This is a genomic window from Paenibacillus kobensis NBRC 15729, from assembly GCF_004000825.1.
GTDB lineage: Bacteria > Bacillota > Bacilli > Paenibacillales > Paenibacillaceae > Paenibacillus_T > Paenibacillus_T kobensis.
Map to the genome: position 1 here is coordinate 1 of NZ_BILZ01000006.1, position 17,717 is coordinate 17,717.

Annotated in this window: 19 protein-coding genes and 1 pseudogene; 4 read left to right on the top strand and 16 right to left on the bottom strand. The window is 51.9% G+C overall.

The genetic code is table 11. The annotated features are described in order from the left end of the window. Both PKO01S_RS05650 and PKO01S_RS29590 read left to right on the top strand, forming a co-directional pair. Positions 1-1,023, top strand: a 1,023-nt coding sequence (locus PKO01S_RS05650; RefSeq protein WP_127530346.1) for a BclA C-terminal domain-containing protein, incomplete at its 5' end; no start/stop codon positions are given. Positions 1,024-1,207: 184 nt separating this feature from the next. Then, the gene (locus tag PKO01S_RS29590) at positions 1,208-1,339 is read left to right on the top strand and encodes a sporulation protein YjcZ (protein WP_127530347.1); all 132 of its coding nucleotides are present in this window, start codon (positions 1,208-1,210) and stop codon (positions 1,337-1,339) included. Between the two features lie 426 nt (positions 1,340-1,765). Here the strand turns inward: PKO01S_RS29590 and PKO01S_RS29270 are convergent, their stop codons facing one another. Beyond that, positions 1,766-2,098 carry a WGxxGxxG family protein gene (locus PKO01S_RS29270; RefSeq protein WP_127530348.1) on the bottom strand — a complete coding sequence of 111 codons (333 nt, stop codon included), beginning with the start codon at positions 2,096-2,098 and terminating at the stop codon, positions 1,766-1,768. 171 nt (positions 2,099-2,269) lie between these two features. On the opposite strand from PKO01S_RS29270, the pseudogene PKO01S_RS05665 reads away from it, so the two are divergent. Next, positions 2,270-2,395, top strand: a pseudogene (locus PKO01S_RS05665) (manganese catalase family protein); the annotation flags it as partial. Between the two features lie 115 nt (positions 2,396-2,510). Here the strand turns inward: PKO01S_RS05665 and icmF are convergent. From icmF to PKO01S_RS05735, 14 genes are all read right to left on the bottom strand, one after another. Further along, complete coding sequence (icmF, locus tag PKO01S_RS05670; RefSeq protein WP_174818549.1) at positions 2,511-5,804, bottom strand: fused isobutyryl-CoA mutase/GTPase IcmF; 3,294 nt, start codon at positions 5,802-5,804, stop codon at positions 2,511-2,513. A gap of 178 nt (positions 5,805-5,982) precedes the next feature. Then, the gene (locus PKO01S_RS05675) at positions 5,983-7,254 is read right to left on the bottom strand and encodes an MFS transporter (protein ID WP_127530510.1); all 1,272 of its coding nucleotides are present in this window, start codon (positions 7,252-7,254) and stop codon (positions 5,983-5,985) included. A gap of 59 nt (positions 7,255-7,313) precedes the next feature. Further along, positions 7,314-7,964 (bottom strand): ArsR/SmtB family transcription factor, encoded by a 651-nt coding sequence (locus PKO01S_RS05680; RefSeq protein WP_127530350.1) that lies wholly within the window; start codon positions 7,962-7,964, stop codon positions 7,314-7,316. Between the two features lie 140 nt (positions 7,965-8,104). Further along, positions 8,105-8,338, bottom strand: coding sequence for an excalibur calcium-binding domain-containing protein (locus tag PKO01S_RS05685; protein ID WP_407669632.1), 234 nt, complete (start codon positions 8,336-8,338; stop codon positions 8,105-8,107). 53 nt (positions 8,339-8,391) lie between these two features. Continuing rightward, a complete protein-coding gene (locus tag PKO01S_RS05690) occupies positions 8,392-9,069 on the bottom strand; it encodes a class I SAM-dependent methyltransferase (RefSeq protein ID WP_127530352.1) in 678 nt (225 codons plus the stop codon). 84 nt (positions 9,070-9,153) lie between these two features. Beyond that, complete coding sequence (locus tag PKO01S_RS05695; RefSeq protein ID WP_127530353.1) at positions 9,154-10,788, bottom strand: b(o/a)3-type cytochrome-c oxidase subunit 1; 1,635 nt, start codon at positions 10,786-10,788, stop codon at positions 9,154-9,156. A gap of 12 nt (positions 10,789-10,800) precedes the next feature. Continuing rightward, the gene (locus tag PKO01S_RS05700; protein ID WP_127530354.1) at positions 10,801-11,271 is read right to left on the bottom strand and encodes a cytochrome c oxidase subunit II; all 471 of its coding nucleotides are present in this window, start codon (positions 11,269-11,271) and stop codon (positions 10,801-10,803) included. 16 nt (positions 11,272-11,287) lie between these two features. Continuing rightward, positions 11,288-11,449 carry a cytochrome c oxidase subunit 2A gene (locus PKO01S_RS05705; protein ID WP_127530355.1) on the bottom strand — a complete coding sequence of 54 codons (162 nt, stop codon included), beginning with the start codon at positions 11,447-11,449 and terminating at the stop codon, positions 11,288-11,290. Between the two features lie 207 nt (positions 11,450-11,656). Beyond that, entirely contained in the window at positions 11,657-12,835 is a 1,179-nt protein-coding gene (locus PKO01S_RS05710; RefSeq protein WP_127530356.1) for an acetate/propionate family kinase, read from the bottom strand. Positions 12,836-12,891: 56 nt separating this feature from the next. Further along, a complete protein-coding gene (locus PKO01S_RS05715) occupies positions 12,892-13,446 on the bottom strand; it encodes a DoxX family protein (RefSeq protein WP_127530357.1) in 555 nt (184 codons plus the stop codon). Between the two features lie 116 nt (positions 13,447-13,562). Continuing rightward, positions 13,563-13,952 (bottom strand): cupredoxin domain-containing protein, encoded by a 390-nt coding sequence (locus tag PKO01S_RS05720; protein ID WP_127530358.1) that lies wholly within the window; start codon positions 13,950-13,952, stop codon positions 13,563-13,565. 354 nt (positions 13,953-14,306) lie between these two features. After that, positions 14,307-14,969 (bottom strand): hypothetical protein, encoded by a 663-nt coding sequence (locus tag PKO01S_RS05725; protein WP_127530359.1) that lies wholly within the window; start codon positions 14,967-14,969, stop codon positions 14,307-14,309. Positions 14,970-15,046: 77 nt separating this feature from the next. After that, a complete protein-coding gene (locus tag PKO01S_RS05730; protein ID WP_127530360.1) occupies positions 15,047-15,778 on the bottom strand; it encodes an IMP cyclohydrolase in 732 nt (243 codons plus the stop codon). A 17-nt stretch (positions 15,779-15,795) separates the two neighbouring features. Next, positions 15,796-16,293, bottom strand: coding sequence for a GNAT family N-acetyltransferase (locus PKO01S_RS05735; protein WP_127530361.1), 498 nt, complete (start codon positions 16,291-16,293; stop codon positions 15,796-15,798). Between the two features lie 222 nt (positions 16,294-16,515). Between PKO01S_RS05735 and purN the strand changes: the two genes are divergently transcribed. Beyond that, positions 16,516-17,124, top strand: coding sequence for a phosphoribosylglycinamide formyltransferase (purN, locus tag PKO01S_RS05740; protein WP_127530362.1), 609 nt, complete (start codon positions 16,516-16,518; stop codon positions 17,122-17,124). A 78-nt stretch (positions 17,125-17,202) separates the two neighbouring features. Here the strand turns inward: purN and PKO01S_RS05745 are convergent, their stop codons facing one another. Next, on the bottom strand, positions 17,203-17,619 hold the full coding sequence (locus tag PKO01S_RS05745) for a YjdF family protein (RefSeq protein WP_127530363.1): 417 nt from the start codon (positions 17,617-17,619) through the stop codon (positions 17,203-17,205). Between the last annotated feature and the right edge of the window lie 98 nt (positions 17,620-17,717).

A 17,717-nucleotide genomic window follows, 5' to 3' on the forward strand; every position in this document is an offset into this window, starting at 1 on the left:
ACCGGTGCGACGGGCGCTACTGGTGAAACAGGTGCGACCGGTGCGACGGGCGCTACTGGTGAAACAGGTGCGACCGGTGCGACTGGCGCTACTGGTGAAACAGGTACGACGGGTACCACGGGTACAACAGGCGCGACCGGTGCGACCGGTACTACTGGTGCTACTGGCGCAACAGGTGCGACGGGCACGACTGGTGAAACTGGTGCGACAGGCACGACGGGTATTACAGGTGCAACAGGCGCGACTGGCGCTACTGGTGAAACAGGCACGACGGGTACCACGGGTACAACAGGCGCAACCGGTGCGACCGGAGTTACTGGTGCAACAGGTGCAACAGGCGCGACAGGAGCTACTGGTGTGACTGGCACTACTGGTGCAACAGGTGCAACAGGCGCAACAGGTGCAACAGGCGCAACAGGTGCAACAGGCGCAACAGGTGCAACTGGCATCACTGGTGCAACAGGTACGACGGGCACTACTGGTGAAACTGGCGCGACGGGTACCACGGGTACAACAGGCGCGACCGGCGCAACTGGCACTACTGGTATAACTGGTGCTACTGGAACGACCGGGGCCACTGGGGCCACTGGGGCTACAGGGGCTACTGGATCTGCTTTTACAAACGTGAACGCCTTTGCAGCTAATACAACAGGGGCCGTCATTGCTGTCGTTTTGGGCGGAACGTCTGTGGCGCTGCCCAACAACCAAGTGCTGAACGGCGGAATTACGGTTAATGGGGCGAATACGGTATTTACGGTACCAGTAGCAGGCGACTATTTGATCACGTATCAAGTGAACACGACAGCCGCACTAGCAATGGGCACGAGGCTAATCATTAACGGTGCTCCGAATACACCGAGTACCAGGTCTGTAGCGGTTGCGGTATCCAGCTTCAACAACGTCATCATTACGCCGCTGGCCGCAAGCTCCACCATCACTTTAGAACTGTTCGGACTGCTCGGGGCGGCGACGTTAATTTCCGGCGGTGCAGGTGCGGCTCTTACAATCGTGTTACTGTCTTAAATACCTGATGTAAATGACGAACAAATGCCGTGCAATGCGGTCATCCAAGACGTCGACAGTGCGACCTTGTATCTGTTAGGCGAATGACCAACTATAATTGCCCCCGATACAAATGCCCATGCAATCGCGGAACTTCCTGCATAACCTACTTTCGTACCCACAACGCAAGGAGGTGCGAAGCACAATGTCTGGACATATTGGCGGAGCTTTCACGAACGTAGGAACAATTCTCGTTCTTTTCATCCTTCTTGTTATCGTAGCATGCAGCTGCATGGGACTCGGCGGTATCGGCTACGGCGGTTACGGCAAATACTAATCTAACTAGGGAAGTGCGGACGGCGGCAGCACTACGCTGCCGTCCGTTATTCTCTCCCGGCTTTATATCCAATTAACGAATTCGAGAAACTTACAAAATGTGTCGCAAGACCGCTTAAAATTTCAAGGTAATGGTATATGTTTCTCCAGCTCATCTGGTACCCATTAATGGCCCTAACCACCCCGATCATACATACGGCATTCATTGCACAATCAAACGACTTTTGGAGCGTCTTCATCAGCATCATCACAAAATATATGCCTGTGTCGCATAGTTAAACGATTCGTTGCGTGCTGCTGACAATTCATCGAACCAATCGAATGGGTAGACTCGGTTCGTTTTAATCCAAACCACAAGAAGCGCTAAGGTACGGCTTCCCGTGACTTAGCGCTTTTCGTATTATCAGCAAAAAACATTCAATGGTTCTCAGGTACGCTCGCGTTCCCTACTACGGCTTCTCATGCCCGCTAACCCGATCAAGCCAAGAAGACCAAGCCAGCCCCAATCGAAGTCGTTATCATCGTTAGCTAAAGCTCTCGTTCGATAATTCCCCTCGTTGTTGTAAGACGTCGCATTCATCCCATTGCCAACCGTGTTGTTGTAATTGTTCGTGTTGTAACCCTCATTAGTGCCATTATAAGCGGAGCTCTGCAAGCCACTTCCGACAGTTGTACTTGTCGAAGCAGCCTCCGAATGTCCCGCAGCAAGCATCATAGTCAAGCAACTTGCTACGGCAAACATGGAAATCGCTTTTCTCATTGAGGACCACTCCTTAGTTGAATTGTTGCTCCATTGTTTTGTCCTTTGATCCGTCTGTCTATTCACTTGTCGGATTATCCCCTAAGCCATTAACGGCGGCAGCGCTATCTCATCGAATTGCGAAGTATAAAGCTCCAAGTTTGACGTTAATTCGTGTCCGCTCCAAGGTAAGGGGAAAGTCCGAACCGGAATAAAGGGACTCTCTCCGTTACGTCGCCGCCGCAAGGCTTTCCGGTACCAGAGCTTTCCGAAATGCCGAGCGAGCGTAGTCCTGGTATAAGCGATCTCTTCCGGTAAAGAGTATATATAAAAAGCGACCGCTCTCCCGTTCACGCGGGCTGCGGTCGCTCTGCTTATCGTTCATTGCTTCTTCTTCGTATCGCGAATGGTTTTGTGCAATATACCGTACTTGTCACATATTTCTTCGATATTGGCCGCCCACCTCGTAAAGAGCGCGCGTAATCTGCCCGAGCGTTGCATGTCTTACCGTCTCCATTAGCGCTTCGAATAGGTTGCCGTTCGTCCTCGCGGCTTGCTTGAGCCGTTCAATAGAAGGGCCGCACTCTGCCTGATGCTGATGCTTGAACTCGGATGCGCTCCGTAGCTGCGTCTCTTTCTCTTCAGCCGACGAACGGGCAAGCTCGATCTCTGCTCGTTCTTTGCCCGAATTGGGCTGCGTAAACGTATTTACGCCGATAATGGGCAGCTCGCCAGAATGCTTCTTATGCTCATAATGGAGCGATTCCTCTTGAATTTTGCCCCGCTGATATCCAGTCTCCATTGCTCCTAGTACGCCCCCTCGATCATGAAGGCGCTGGAATTCCAACAATACCGCCTCCTCCACGAGGTCGGTCAGTTCATCAATGGTGAATGAGCCTTGAAGCGGATTCTCGTTCTTGGTCATGCCGAACTCCCGGTTGATGATCATCTGGATGGCCATGGCACGACGGACGGAATGCTCGGTCGGTGTCGTAACGGCTTCATCGTAAGCATTCGTGTGCAAAGAATTGCAATTATCATAGATGGCAATCAATGCCTGCAACGTCGTCCGGATATCGTTGAAGTCCATTTCTTGGGCATGCAGAGAGCGGCCGGACGTTTGAATATGGTACTTCAACCTCTGGCTCCGTTCGTTTCCGCCGTATTTATTTTTGATCACCGTTGCCCAAATTCGCCTCGCAACCCGACCCATCACGCTGTACTCCGGATCAAGTCCATTGCTGAAGAAGAATGACAAATTCGGAGCGAATTGATCGATCTTCATTCCACGGGACAAATAATACTCGACGTAAGTGAAGCCGTTAGCAAGCGTAAATGCCAACTGCGTAATCGGATTGGCTCCCGCCTCCGCAATGTGATAGCCGCTAATACTGACAGAATAATAGTGGCGAACCTGATGATCGATAAAATATTGCTGGATGTCCCCCATCATTTTCATCGCGAACTCCGTTGAGAAAATGCACGTATTCTGCCCTTGGTCTTCTTTCAAAATATCCGCCTGAACGGTTCCACGCACCGTCCTAAGCGCGGCTGCTTTAAGCTCTTCCCTTTCGGATTCCGTCGGTTCGCGCAATTGAGCGGCAACGAACTGTTCCGTTAACTGGTCGATTGCCGTATTCATGAACATGGCGAGCAGGACAGGAGCCGGGCCATTAATCGTCATCGATACGCTAACCGAAGGATGACAAAGATCGAATCCCCGGAACAGTTTCTTCATGTCATCCAGTGTACAGACGCTTACGCCGCTGTTGCCGATTTTGCCATAGATATCAGGTCGCTCCTCCGGATCGTGTCCGTATAGCGTCACGCTGTCGAATGCAGTGGACAGCCGTTTCGCTTCGTCGTTCCGGCAGAGCAGATGAAACCGCCGATTCGTCCGCTCAGGTGTACCTTCGCCAGCGAATTGGCGCTTAGGATCTTCGTCAGAACGTTTGAACGGGAATACGCCAGCCGTATAGGGAAAATAACCGGGCAAGTTCTCTTTCAACAACCAGCGGAGCACCTCTCCATCATCTACGAACGAAGGAACACTGACTCGCGGAATACGTGTACCGGAGAGTGATTCGGAATAGAGCGCGGTTCCCTTAGCCTTCTCCTGACCGTTGGACGGCGTCGAAAGCCAGTCCTGACGATACGACTGGCGGATTGCCGGCCACTCCATTAAGCGCTTCCGGTTATCGGGATGGAGACGCTCCTCATACCGATGTTGCAATTCCTCCAGCCTCTTCACAAGAGCGGACGACTCCGCATTCGGCAGCTGCGGTCCATCGTTTGCTTCAATCAATGCCTTGGCTTCACGCAAATGCGCGATCTTCCTCGCAATAGAAGTCTGCTCTTCTACTAACTGCGAATACGCTCGGACTGTCTGCACAATTTCACCTAAATAACCGGTTCGATCTGGCGGAATGATGCGGGTAATTTTTGTTCCTTTCGTCTGCGGCTGTAGAGTGCTTACGGGTACCGGCGGCCAATATCCCCCTGTTACGGCGGTATCCACTGCTTTCATGAGATAGCGGAACAGCTCGTTCGTCCCATGATCGTTGAACTGACTGGCGATCGTGCCGAACACAGGCAGTTCCTCGTCTGGTATGTCGAACTTCTGCCGGCTGCGCTTGTATTGCTTGCACACGTCACGCAGCGCATCTTCCGAGCCCCGGCGTTCAAATTTATTGATCACGATCATGTCTGCGAAGTCGATCATATCAATTTTCTCAAGCTGTGAAGCCGCTCCGAACTCGCTCGTCATGACGTACACGGACACGTCGCACAGATCCACGACAGCAGAGCTGCCTTGCCCGATACCGCTTGTCTCGACGATGACGAGATCGCACCCCATTTGTTTGACAATATGGATCGCATCCTTCGTTGCCGCGCTAATTTCCGATTTGGACCCGCGTGTTGCCATGCTGCGCATATACACGTTCGGATGATGGACAGCATTCATCCGGATCCGATCTCCTAGCAGCGCCCCGCCGGACTTCAGCTTCGTAGGATCAACCGACAGAACCGCAATAGACTTATCCGGATAATGTTCGAGAAACCGGCGTACCAATTCATCTGTAAGCGAGCTTTTGCCCGCGCCGCCTGTGCCTGTTATGCCGACAACCGGAACAGATGGTATGTTCATTTCCAGTTGCTGAAGCACGGCTGCATCAGAGTCGTCGAGATCAGCTTGAAAACCACGTTCCTCTGCCCATGTAATAAGCCTCGCAGCGGCTCCCCAATCGCCGGTTTGCAGCGCAGCGAAGTCGTGTTCTGGCCGCTTAGGCTTCTTGTAATCACATTGCCGAATCATGAAATTGATCATCCCCTGCAGCCCCATCACACGTCCGTCTTCCGGAGAGAATATACGGGCAATACCGTAACGATGCAGTTGCTCGATCTCTGCCGGAATAATCACGCCCCCTCCTCCGGCGAATATTCGAATATGTCCCGCCCCTTGCTGCTGCAGCAGGTCGTACATATATTGCAAATATTCGATATGGCCTCCTTGGTAAGAGCTGACCGCAATGCCTTGGACATCTTCTTGGATAGCACAATCCACAACTTCCGATACTGAGCGGTTATGTCCCAGATGGATGACCTCAACACCTGAAGCTTGGAGGATACGCCTCATAATATTGATCGACGCGTCATGTCCGTCGAATAATGCGGCAGCCGTTACGAATCGAACAGGGTTGCATGGGCGATAAGCTTCTGTCTCCAATATTCTCATCCCTCCCGTTACGGCCGGTTAATATCAAGCTAACCGCACAGCTCTTGCTTTATTAATGTATTCTTCTGCCGCAAGGTGTAGTAAATAAAAATAGACCCGCGATCATCATCGCAGGTCCAATCTATCGAACAACAGTATCAGAAAAGCTCCGCAAGCTGGACAAGCAACGTTATGCCCGCTGCCTGCTTGTGGATTGGTTCCACACTACGATCGGTATTAAGATCAGCGACAGCAGGCTCCCGCCTAGTGATAGCATCGCATAGCTAGTACCCGCGACGACCATTCCGGACAACACCCCGCCGGATGCTCCCGATAGCGAGACGAATACGTCGACGCTGCCTTGTGTTTTGGCCCGAGTAGCCGGATCCGTAGAATCCACGATTAATGTCGTTCCGCTGATTAAGCCAATATTCCAGCCCAAGCCGAGCAAGGCCAGAGCAAGAATGAGCAGCGGCATCGAATCGGAAGGTGATAACGCTGCGACAAGACCGGCGGATAACAGCGTGAGACCAGCGGCATACACCATTGCGGTACGGCCAATTCGGTCAATTAAAGCTCCGGTCACGATCGACGGCAAATACATCGCCGCGACATGGATGCCGATTACAAGACCAACGTCGCCTAGACTATGGCCATGATGCTTCATATGAATGGGCGTCATTGTCATTATCGAGACCATCACTGCTTGGGTAATAATCATTACGGACGCACCGATTACAATGCCGCGTTTGTTCGTTTGCCGGGCAACCGCAGTCTGGCTTCCTTCTGCAAGTTGGGCTTGAGCAATTGCTTTGGCTATGACATGAGGGTCAGGACGAAGAAACGCCAGCAGGAACAGTCCAGCCAGCGTGAAGGCGACGGCTCCGAGCATGAATGGTCCGGCTAAGGTCGGAAGACCGACCGATTCCGCAGCATGGCCTGTCACTTCAACCAAGCTTGGACCCGCAACGGCACCGAACGTGGTCGACACGAGCGCCAGGCTGATCGATTTGGCACGCTGCGACGGTAACGCAAGATCGCTGCCGGCGTATCGCGCTTGCAGGTTTGTCGCTGTTCCCGCTCCATATACAATGAAGGACAGGAACAAGAGCCATACTTGATCCGCAGCGGCCGCTGCTATAATACCGACTGCACCGGCGCCTCCCAATAGGAAGCCAGTCGCTAGTCCGGCTCTCCTGCCGCTGCGCTGCGTGAGCCGTCCGACCATCAGAGCGGCGACAGCAGAACCAAGTGTAAGCAGCGCCGTCGGCAAACCGGCATAACTTTCGGTGCCAAGCATATCTTGCGCCAGCAGTGCGCCAACGGTCACCCCAGCAGCAAGACCAGCCCCTCCGAGCAACTGCGAGATGATGACAACCGCCAGCGTTCTGCGGTAGAGCTGACGGAGCCGTTCTGGAGATTGAATGTATTGCTCAATCGTATGCCGTGAATGTGACGGCATCGATTCAGCCTTCACTGTCGTCGTGTCAGGCATATCGGTATTCCCCTTTCGCTTTCCGTTCATTGCTGCCGATACTTGTTCCAGTCATGCAGGCTTGCGTCGAGCCTGATGGCATGCAGCCCCTTCGCTTTCAACAGCTTCACGGCCTCCGCCGCATACAAGCAATAATGGCCCCGGCAGTATGCGAAGATAGCCTGGTCTTGCGGCAATTGATCGATATAACGTTCCAAATCGCCCATCGGTATAGAGATGGCACCATCAATATGGCCGGCTTCATATTCTTCGCGCGGTCTCACATCGATGATTGTAATCCCCCCGCTCTCATACCGGTCTACGAATTGCTCCACCGTAACCGACTCGAACGGCTCCCTGCTCTCCTCGATCTGTTGACGTAATTGCGCAAGTTCTTCGAGCTGCTTATCGGCTACTGTCCGAATGGCGAGCAGCAGATCGATGACTGATTTATCGCTCAAGTCATAGATGACATAATTACGGTCTTTGCGATAGACGACAAGCTGTGAATCAAGCAGCGCTTGCAAATGCTTCGACGTGTTCGCCACACTCATTCTCGTGATAGCCGATAAGCTTTCGACCGACTTGGGTCCTTGTGACAGCAGGTCAAGTATTTCTAGCCGCTTTGGGCTCGACAACACTTTGCCGACTCTGGATAGTTGATTGAACACATTGTCCTTGAACGCCGCACCATCCATCTTGATGTTCCGCCCCCCTGATCTATTCAACTTATTGGTTGAATAGTAACATGGTGAATGATAGGAGTAAAGCCATTTTTCAGAACATCCTGAATATAATAAAAGACCGGAGAGTAATTCCTCTCCGATCTTCGATTCCGTTACTTCTCGCAAGCGATCAAATCCTTGTCTCGATCACTCTTCTTATTAGCGTCGTACAATTCTTTGGACACATACGGTTTTTTCTTCGTTTTGCCGCCCTTATTCTTCGCTTTAGCGGATTGCGCCACTCCGCCCGGGTAATCTTTATTGAGCTCTGTACAGTTTGTGTACGTCTTCACTTTACTTGCGGCATGTACAGGTGCGCTGATGCCAACCAACAACGATATGACCATTAGTCCGATTGCGACATTCCTCATCGTGATTCCTCTCTCCCTTGCATCAACCGTCAAGGCTTGATTGCTTTCCAAATAAACTTATGCTCGCGCAGCGCCAGCTCGCCGTCGATTCGATTCTGCAGCATCAGTGCTTCCAGCTCTCCCCGGTGCTCGGGCCTTGTGAGATCCGGATTGCCCGGAACGTCAGACATAAACTTCGCGAACTCCTGTTCATTCGGAAAATAATGGACGGCATCATGGTACTCTTCGATTTCGACATCCTTAAATCCGTTGCCTGCTAATCTCTCGCGTACCTTGTCCATACTCGTATGAATGCCGAAGATCGTTCCGCCAGACGCAAGAATTCGGCCGTGATCCAATATCGAAGTCGGTCCTCGGCGGTCGTAGATGAGATCAAATTGTCCATCCTTGAACGGCAGTTCCGTCTTCGTTGTCGCATAGACGAACGACACGTTCGGCACTCCGCTGCTATGGAGCAGCGATTGTGCGATGGAGAGAAGTTCGGTCGAGTTATCGAAACCAGTGATGTGCTGTGCATATTGTGCCATTCTCAACGTAAAATCGCCATGCCCGCATCCGGCATCCAGAACCGAGCGATATTGCGGGAGCATGTCCCGAAGCCGCTCTTCAAATATCGGTTCCGCAGACTTTCCGGCCGTCGTGTACACCGCACGGCTCTTGTAGCCGCCATTCCTTCTCGCAATAAGATCATACCATTCTACGCTCATTGAGTCCCCCCTGTAAATAAGTCACGAGGACGACTATAAAACTCCAGTAACTGAATTGTCAAGAAAAAAGTGGAATTGGGTTCGTCACCATGTTCTAACTCCCGGAGCGTTCACCGAATTACGGATGATATCGATAAGCGGAATCGTATAAGCGAACAGGATTAACGCAACGGCAATGCCGATCCACAATCCCCAGCGTTCGAGATATTTTGGCGTATGATCGGCTGATTCCGACACTTCGCCAATCGGATATTCGGTTTCTCCTTTCGGCGCGCGCAGCAGGCCGATTACATTGCTTATTATCAGTACGACACCGATGAACAAAATGACGCCTCCTACAGCCATTGCCACATGATATGGCATCCAGAGCACCGCATCGGGATGATCGTCATAAGTCGTGTATGCGGTACGCCGCGGAGAACCCAGCAACCCGACCGTATGCATGGAACCGGACATGATGAACATGCCCACGCACCAGATTAAGGTCTGAATGATGCCTAGCCGATTCATACGAGGTGTCAACACACGGCCCGTTACGACCGGAATAAGCCAGTATACGATACCGAAGAACGTAAGAGCGACACTAGTGGCTACCGTCAAGTGAAAATGTCCCGTCACCCACAATGTATTATGGACGACTGCGTTCATCTGATTGCTGGCATTAATAATGCCGCCTGCGCCAGCCGGGATGAAGATGAGCATGCCCATGAATGGCGCGAAGAAGCGGACATCCTTCCAAGGAAGCACCTTCACCCAGCCGAACAAGCCCTTCGCTCCTTTCGATCTTCCGAACAGTTCGAACGTAGCGAACATCGAGAACGCCGTCATAAGCGAAGGAATGATGACCATAAACGTCAAGACAACCTGCAGAAACTTCCAAAACGACGAGATGCCCGGCTCCATGAGTTGATGGTGGAAACCGACCGGTATCGAGAACAACAGAAACAACATGAACGACAATCTTGCAAGCGCATCGCTGAATATGCGCCCGCCGATAATTTTCGGAATGACGACGTACCAGCACAGATAAGCTGGCAGCAGCCAGAAGTAAACCAGCGGATGACCGAAATACCAGAACAGCGTCCGGCTTAGCACAACGTTCACGGTATCCACCCAACCGAATGACCATGGGATAAGCTGTACGACGACCTCCACCGCTACGCCGATCGTTGCAATCTGCCACAGCAGCATCGTAACGACGGACATATAAGCGAACAGCGGCGACAGCTTGCCTGTGTTAGCTTTGCGCCATTGCCGGTATTGATAGAACATACCGAAGCCGCTCAGCCAACTGCCGATGACGACGAGAGCCAATGCGATATAAAACCAAGGCGACGCTTTCATTGGAGCGTAGAACGTATACAGCACCGTCGCTTGGCCTGCCAAGATGACGGCTACGCCGATAATCGTGCCAACCGACATGAGTATATAGCCGGCCCATCCCAGCTTGCGTGCCGCAGGAAGCAGCTTTCCTCCTAACGTATGGGAAACGCCGGAGTACAGAAAGCCGACAATAAAGTACGTCGTGAAAATAAGTGCCATTAATACGCCGTGAGCGGTCAGAAGCTCGTAGTAGCCGATGAAATCAGGCAATATCGATGCTCCGCCCCTCACCATTCCTTGCATCATGCCTGCAATGCCGCCGAGAAGAAGCGCTCCGAAAGCGAATAATATATGAGCAAGGACTAGCTTACCGTCTTGCCGGTCGAATGATTTCATACGTGAAGCCTCCTATTTCACGACGAGCGTCGTTTTCATATATTCGTGGCCGGTGCCGCAATACTCGTTGCATAGAATGAGGTAGGTACCCGGCTTGTCGAACGTATGGCTGATATGGCTTATCTCGCCTGGCACGATCATCATATTGACGTTCGTACCGACGATCGAGAACCCGTGTACAACATCTGAGCTTGTAACGGTGAAATCAACCGTCGATCCGGCTTCAACTTCGTAAGTAGCCGGATCGTAGCCGAAGGCATAGGCCACCATAGCCGCTTCATAATGCCGGTCGCCGATTAATTGAAAGCCCGGCTTATCGAACGGTGCCGTCTCCGTCACTTTGGCAGGATCAATCGTGTGATGATGCTCGCTCGGCGGCTGAATGCCCATGCTGAAAGCCATCGTGCCAAGCACGATCAGGAAGACTGCCAGCATGGAGATGCCGATCGCAAGCCACATTTTCTCTAGTCGATGCAAATGCATGAGTGTCCACTCCCCTTTAATTTCGAACGATGAATAGTACGAACACGCCGATCCAGGATATGGCGATGAAAGCGCCAAGCAGCAGAACGGAGACGAACGTCCCTTTCAGCGCTGGCTCATCCCCCTTCTTCACAGGCGCATCTTGTTTCGTATGATGCTGCTGTTGCGTACCGGACATATGGATAACCTCCTGTTCGTCGATTATGGATTCATTGTATGGAATCGTCTGCACTGGATCTGTGAGCAACGTCACAAAATCCCAGCTGCAGTTGTGTATAAATCGTGAATTGGTCATACGAAAGCCCCATCCGTTTCTCCTGCGAGATCGAACGGGGCTCCTGGACTGCGAGTATGATCCCATCTTTGTGACTATGGAATAAGCAAGCTATGATTCATTCGACACAGCGGCAAGACTGTCGTTTGCCATATAGAACGACTGAGCAGGTCTCGCGAGCTGGAACATATCGCGCGCCATGACGATTTCTTCATTCGTCGGAATAACCATCACTTTCGTCGGAGAATACGGGCTGCTAATGAGCCGCTCTGAATGGCCCGAACGGTTCGCCTCCGTATCGACGTAGACGCCGGCGAATTCAAGGCCAGAGCAGATCCTTTCCCGAATCTCGGCACTGTTCTCCCCGACACCTGCGGTGAATATAATGCCGTCCGCACCGTTCAACCGGGCGAAATAGAGCCCGATATATTGGTGAAGCTTAGCAATAAACATGTCCAGAGCGAGTCTTGATCGCTCATGCCCTTCGCCAGCCGTCTTGAGCAGATCCCGAATGTCATTGCTGACGCCGGATATGCCCAGCAGCCCGCTCTGATGGTTCAGCATATGCATAACCTCTTCCGTCCCGACTCCTTCCAGCCGCTCCAAGTAAGGGATGACGGCCGGGTCGATATTGCCGCTTCTCGTCCCCATCGTAACGCCGGCCAGCGGAGTCAATCCCATCGACGTGTCATACGACTGTCCGTAACGGATTGCCGTCACGCTTACGCCGTTGCCAATGTGACAGCTGATCAACCGCAGCTTCTCCAGCGGCATCCCCATCAGGTCCGCAGCTCGCTGCATCACATACCGGTGGCTTGTGCCGTGGAAGCCGTATTTGCGGATCTTATGCTTGCTGTAATACTCGTAGGGTATCGAATACAAATAAGAGGTCGGCGGCATCGTCTGATGGAAGCTTGTGTCGAATACCGCTGCATGCGGGATCGCAGGATAATGGAGCTGGGCGAGCCGGATTCCCTCCAGATTGACCGGATTGTGCAGCGGTGCAAGATAGGAGATCGACTCCATGCGCCGCAGCACATCCTCATTCAGCAGCACGGATTCCGGAAACAAATCCGCGCCGTGTACAACACGGTGAGCCATCATATCGACATCGTGGCCGATGAGCCGGAAGATCGAATCCAGCAGCGCTTGGAACGACTGATCCGGCTCCCTCCTTTCATTGCCTTCCTGCAGCAGCCTCTCAGTTGGCATTTCATACAGCTTATACTTCACTGAGCTGCTGCCGCAGTTCAGAACGAGTACCTTGCATGACGTTGAAGTTGAATCCATCGGTCGACCTTCCTTCCATGAACGGAATCTGCGTATGTTTCTGCAAGGATGTGCGATTATCTCGGGATTATCGTGCCTTTATGGACCGTGTCTTGCCCTTTTGGATTCGCGTCCTGCTTGCGCGTCAGCTTCGCCCATATTTTACGAAGGAGAGGGAGCAAGAAGGCGTCAAGACCAAACCGTTCTGCATTCGTACCCGCTGTGAAAATCACAAAGCCAAGCAGCAGCAGCCAAGGGTTCGTGCTTACGGTGCCCGCGAACATGAACAAGAAGTTGAGCAGCATGCCGAAGAATGCAGCCGTTAACGTCAATCCGCCGACCAGGATGCCTAATCCGATGAGAAACTCGCCGAGCGGAATTAAGAAGTTGATTACCTTCACGTTCGGCAAAGCAAAATGCTCGATGAAATACGTATAATTCGGGAATAGCACCTCGCTCGTCGCTTTGTCGACGACTGGTTTATTTATGGCATTGTTCAGGAAGCCCGTTGCATCGAAACCGTCTTTCAACTTATCGAAGCCATGCGTTAGCCAAGTCCAGCCGACATAAATCCGAAGCAATGTAATCGCAACAGCCGCCCATACGTTTTGTTTGAAGAACCTCATCACCATGAGGGTCATCTCCTCTCGAATCTTAATTAACTTGTGAAAATAATCACATACTGTAGGTGAAATGACGACTCTCCCTTCACATCATCCGGGAAGAGCCGCAAGTTGTTGCTGTTCTGCTATTCGACAATGAGTTTGCCGGTCATCTCGGTATGGCCTCCGCCGCACATCATGTTGCAGAAGTACTTAAATTCACCGGACTTATCTGCCGTGAAAGTAACCGATTGATTCCCTTTCACTTCCTTGTCATAGCCGTCAATCTTAAGCGTATGGTTGCCTTGGCTGTTCACCAGTTTAATCGTTACCTTGTCGCCCTTCTTCACTTTGATTTCCTTCTGGTCGAATGTAAAGTTCTTCGCATCGACCGTAACCGTTGTACCGCCGCCTGCATCGTCGCTAGCGGTTGCGGCCGCCGGACTGGATGAGGTCTCCTTATCGCCTCCGCCGCATCCCGCAGTTACGAGCGCGATCGTCATTAGTAACGCCATTGTGCAAATCCATTTGTTCATCGTCTGTTCCTCCTTCGATTGAATGTCTTTATCATATCCAATACTTTCATAAAACATTGTGATAAAAATCACAAAATAGCAACTGTCATTAATTCGACACAATTCTTGAGTTGAAGCACATGACAAAAAGCCGCCTAGGACGTGATCCTAAGCGGCTTCTTCAGCTTAATTCCTTGATTCATCTTCCTGCCGCAACGATCCTCCCGTTCCGGTCTACGGCTCGAAACACGACCCCGCCGGGACCGGTCGACGGAACGTCGGCCATTCCTGCTGCGTAACCCTTCTCCACAATCCAGCCGATAATCTTCGTCTCTTCATTCTGCCCTCCATCTCCTCCTCAAGGAGGATGAGTCCTTAGCAAACCGCTTCGGACTTACCGAATTTGACGACTTTATCGTCTTTGAATTCAAACCAGGTATATACCTTCTGATCGCCGTATAACCACCGTCCGTCGCTGCTTTCATCCTCGTTCGGCTCTCCGTATTGGACGTGCACAAAGCTTCGGCTGGAACCGACCGTCACACCGCGGTACGTCTTCAGTACGGGCTTCGACACTTCGATCGATCCGGCATTCGTCATCGTTACCCCGTCGAATGTATACGTCATAAGTTCTGATGCCATGCATTCGTTGTGTTCTTTGCTTACTGTACGAGGCTTGCCTAGCAGCTTGGCGTAATACTGAGCGTTGTTCGACTCCCCGATTAGAACGTCGTATGGCAGGAAGCTTTCATGGTTCACATGCTTGCCGATGTTGACCCAGCCGTCAGACAGATCGAATCTTTTGCCCAAATAATGGGACAGCTTCTCGACGTCAAGATACGTCTTGTTCTCATACAGCAGTGAACGGTCCGCATACACGTTTCCCTCAACGTAGACCATCGCATCTGCCATCGCTGCGCTGACAGGCTTCGTATAGACAGATGCGCTCGATCGGTCATTGTCAACCGTACCGAACCAGTACCCAGCAGCAAATGTGAATAGAAGAGCACCAACTGTTATCATCCGCTTCATTTTCATCGTGTACCTCCATTCGTTTCGATATGAAGAAAGCCGCATGAATGCGGCTTCCAATCACTCCGTCTGGCGTTCGAGTCTTACTTTGAATACTGGTTTCGAATGATGACGCTTGCCTCTCCCGAATGTACGTCAATCGTCTTCACCAGCAATGCAATTCGATTGTCTTCATTCAGAAGATCCCAATACTGCTTCGCAAGCGAATCTGCCTTGCCTGCAAGCTTTACCTCGAACGGTTCTCCTGCAAAAGTCGGCAGCGGCTCGGCGTTAGCCGCATAAGTATGGATGCAATGCCCGATGCCGGGTACAGCCTGTTCGTAGTTATAATAAAACCGTCCGCAGCTGCCGCGTTCGTTGATTCGTTTCAAAATCGACAACTGGTACGCATACCGGGCGTCCGCCGTCGTATCGACAAGACCGGATATGCGGGGCGTATAGTTCGGTTCGTCCGGTTCATACGTTCGGGTAAGCAGTGCGTCCTCTAACGTACCACCCTTCGTGATCGAATCGAAGATCGTATCGGTCTGATCGCCGTTCGATACGATATGGCGGCCATCCGCCGACTTCAGCGGATAGTAAATGATAAGCGACGGATCGGACAACTTAGCCGGATCGACCGCCTCATTTTTGACGAAATCGCCTTCGATGACGAACTTTCGGTTGCGGCTGTTGACGCTGCGCCCCATGATCCAATAGATTTGAACGATATGACGGGAATCCTCGGATAATCCGATGACGATTCCGCGTCCTGGATATGGGTTGCCGGCGATACGCTCAAGATTGTGCTGTGCCTTCTGTTCGGTATTAGGCATTGATAGAACGGCTCCTCTCATCGATTCAGCTTGTAATAATAAAGACCGTCACGCAGTTGTTCTTCCCGTTCGAAATTCAATTTCGATAATAATTTCTGGCATTGGCTATTGGCGGTTTCGACCGTCGCTTCGATATAATCCAAGTTCATCAGCTTGAATCCAATCTTAACGACTTCGCCAAGCGCTTCCTGCATATAGCCTTGTCCCCAGTGCTTGCTCGACAGATCGAATCCGATCTCGGCCCTCGCGCCGTCTGTATCCGCAACCCAACAATGATAGCCGCATGTACCCACTAATTCGCCCGTCATTAACGAAAACAAGCCATATCGGCACCCGCTGTCATCAAGGTGAAATTGAATGATTTCCTTCGCCTCCTGCAAGCTCTGGCAAGGCTCGATATCCATGAACCGGGTCACGTCCGCATCGGAGAAATGGCGGAAAATCGCAGGTGCATCCTCGATCGTTAGCTCTCTTAGCAATAATCTCGTAGTCTGAATTGGAGGAAAATGAATCACGTTGACGGCTCCCTAAATGCAAATTTATAAGAAAGATTTCACTACTATTCGGCATCATTTGTCAAAATCCTTGCGAAAAAGCGAGATTTGTAAATGATAAGGACATTCGAGCGAAATGACTGGTTTCTACAACCCTATATATTTACCCATAATTGAAGAGAATCTGACCCTCATGCTATGATACACGAATAAGATGTTATTTATCGTTAAGGAAGTGTTGTCGTGGAAACGCTCAAACTCGGATTTCTAGCCTCGCACGGCGGGAGCAACGTCAATGCCATTATTCAAGCTTATGAGAATGGCCAGCTGTTAGCGGTTCCTTCTGTCGTCATCAGCAACAACTCGGGGGCAACTGCGCTTGAACATGCCCGCAGCGCGGGTCTGCCCGCCTATCATATTAGCGCCAATGCTCATCCCGATCCGGAGGAATTAGACCAACAAATCTTGCATGCGCTTCGCAAGCATGAGGTCAATCTCGTCATTCTGGCAGGCTATATGAAAAAAATCGGACCGCAGACGCTGCACGCCTATAGCGGCCGCATCTTGAACGTCCATCCTTCTTTGCTCCCCCGCCACGGCGGCCACGGCATGTTCGGACGGGCCGTTCATGAATCCGTTCTTCAATCCGGCGATGAGATGACAGGCGTTACGATCCATCTCGTCAATGAAGAGTACGACGAAGGCGCGATTGCTGCGCAATTCGAAGTGCCCGTCATGCCAGGCGATACCGTCGATACGCTTGCCGCACGAGTTCTGGCCCAGGAGCATTTCGCCTACGCGGAGACGATCAACCGAATTGCACGCGGCGAGATTGATTTGGACAAGCTGTAGCACCGCACCGAATAGCCGATTTAAAAAGCTGCGCATCAGACTGATGCGCAGCTTTCTCGGTTTGAGTCGCAATGATTGCTAACGTCCACGATGCTTGTCCTTGGATTTTTGAATTCTGCGTTCCCGCTTCCACTCGGCCAATTGCTCTTGCTGCAGCCGGCCGGACACCTGCCGCTCCCGTTTCCGGGCTTCAAGCTCCTTCTTGACCGCATCCTGCGCATACGACGAGACGCCTTTCCTTGCAAGTTCCCGCGCCGCCTGTCGGGCAAGGCGCTTCGGATTCATCGTGCCTGCCGGCTTACGAATCGATTCTACCGAGACCCTCGACCGCTCCATCAACGCCATCATCTCATGATGAACGAATGACAATACCTGCGCATCCTTCGGCTCATCGCCGAACAAATGTCTGCAGGCTTGCAGCCGGTTGCTCTCCTCCCGTTCGACAATGCCGACCCATAGCTTCATGCTCTCATCCCAAAATACAGTTAGCTTCATAGAGCTTCCCCCTCATGTACTGCTCGGAGCGACGGACATCCCGAGGGGGGAAGGCTACGGATACACGGACGAATCATTGCCCCGTGCACGCCCGGACT

Bases quoted from the DNA above. Each gene is read 5' to 3' on its own strand.
- PKO01S_RS29590 (WP_127530347.1), top strand. From the start codon at position 1,208: ATGTCTGGACATATTGGCGGAGCTTTCACGAACGTAGGAACAATTCTC.
- PKO01S_RS29270 (WP_127530348.1), bottom strand. From the start codon at position 2,098: ATGAGAAAAGCGATTTCCATGTTTGCCGTAGCAAGTTGCTTGACTATG.
- PKO01S_RS05675 (WP_127530510.1), bottom strand. From the start codon at position 7,254: ATGCCGTCACATTCACGGCATACGATTGAGCAATACATTCAATCTCCA.
- PKO01S_RS05680 (WP_127530350.1), bottom strand. From the start codon at position 7,964: ATGGATGGTGCGGCGTTCAAGGACAATGTGTTCAATCAACTATCCAGA.
- PKO01S_RS05685 (WP_407669632.1), bottom strand. From the start codon at position 8,338: ATGGTCATATCGTTGTTGGTTGGCATCAGCGCACCTGTACATGCCGCA.
- PKO01S_RS05690 (WP_127530352.1), bottom strand. From the start codon at position 9,069: ATGAGCGTAGAATGGTATGATCTTATTGCGAGAAGGAATGGCGGCTAC.
- PKO01S_RS05695 (WP_127530353.1), bottom strand. From the start codon at position 10,788: ATGAAATCATTCGACCGGCAAGACGGTAAGCTAGTCCTTGCTCATATA.
- PKO01S_RS05700 (WP_127530354.1), bottom strand. From the start codon at position 11,271: ATGCATTTGCATCGACTAGAGAAAATGTGGCTTGCGATCGGCATCTCC.
- PKO01S_RS05705 (WP_127530355.1), bottom strand. From the start codon at position 11,449: ATGTCCGGTACGCAACAGCAGCATCATACGAAACAAGATGCGCCTGTG.
- PKO01S_RS05710 (WP_127530356.1), bottom strand. From the start codon at position 12,835: ATGGATTCAACTTCAACGTCATGCAAGGTACTCGTTCTGAACTGCGGC.
- PKO01S_RS05715 (WP_127530357.1), bottom strand. From the start codon at position 13,446: ATGGTGATGAGGTTCTTCAAACAAAACGTATGGGCGGCTGTTGCGATT.
- PKO01S_RS05720 (WP_127530358.1), bottom strand. From the start codon at position 13,952: ATGAACAAATGGATTTGCACAATGGCGTTACTAATGACGATCGCGCTC.
- PKO01S_RS05725 (WP_127530359.1), bottom strand. From the start codon at position 14,969: ATGAAAATGAAGCGGATGATAACAGTTGGTGCTCTTCTATTCACATTT.
- PKO01S_RS05730 (WP_127530360.1), bottom strand. From the start codon at position 15,778: ATGCCTAATACCGAACAGAAGGCACAGCACAATCTTGAGCGTATCGCC.
- PKO01S_RS05745 (WP_127530363.1), bottom strand. From the start codon at position 17,619: ATGAAGCTAACTGTATTTTGGGATGAGAGCATGAAGCTATGGGTCGGC.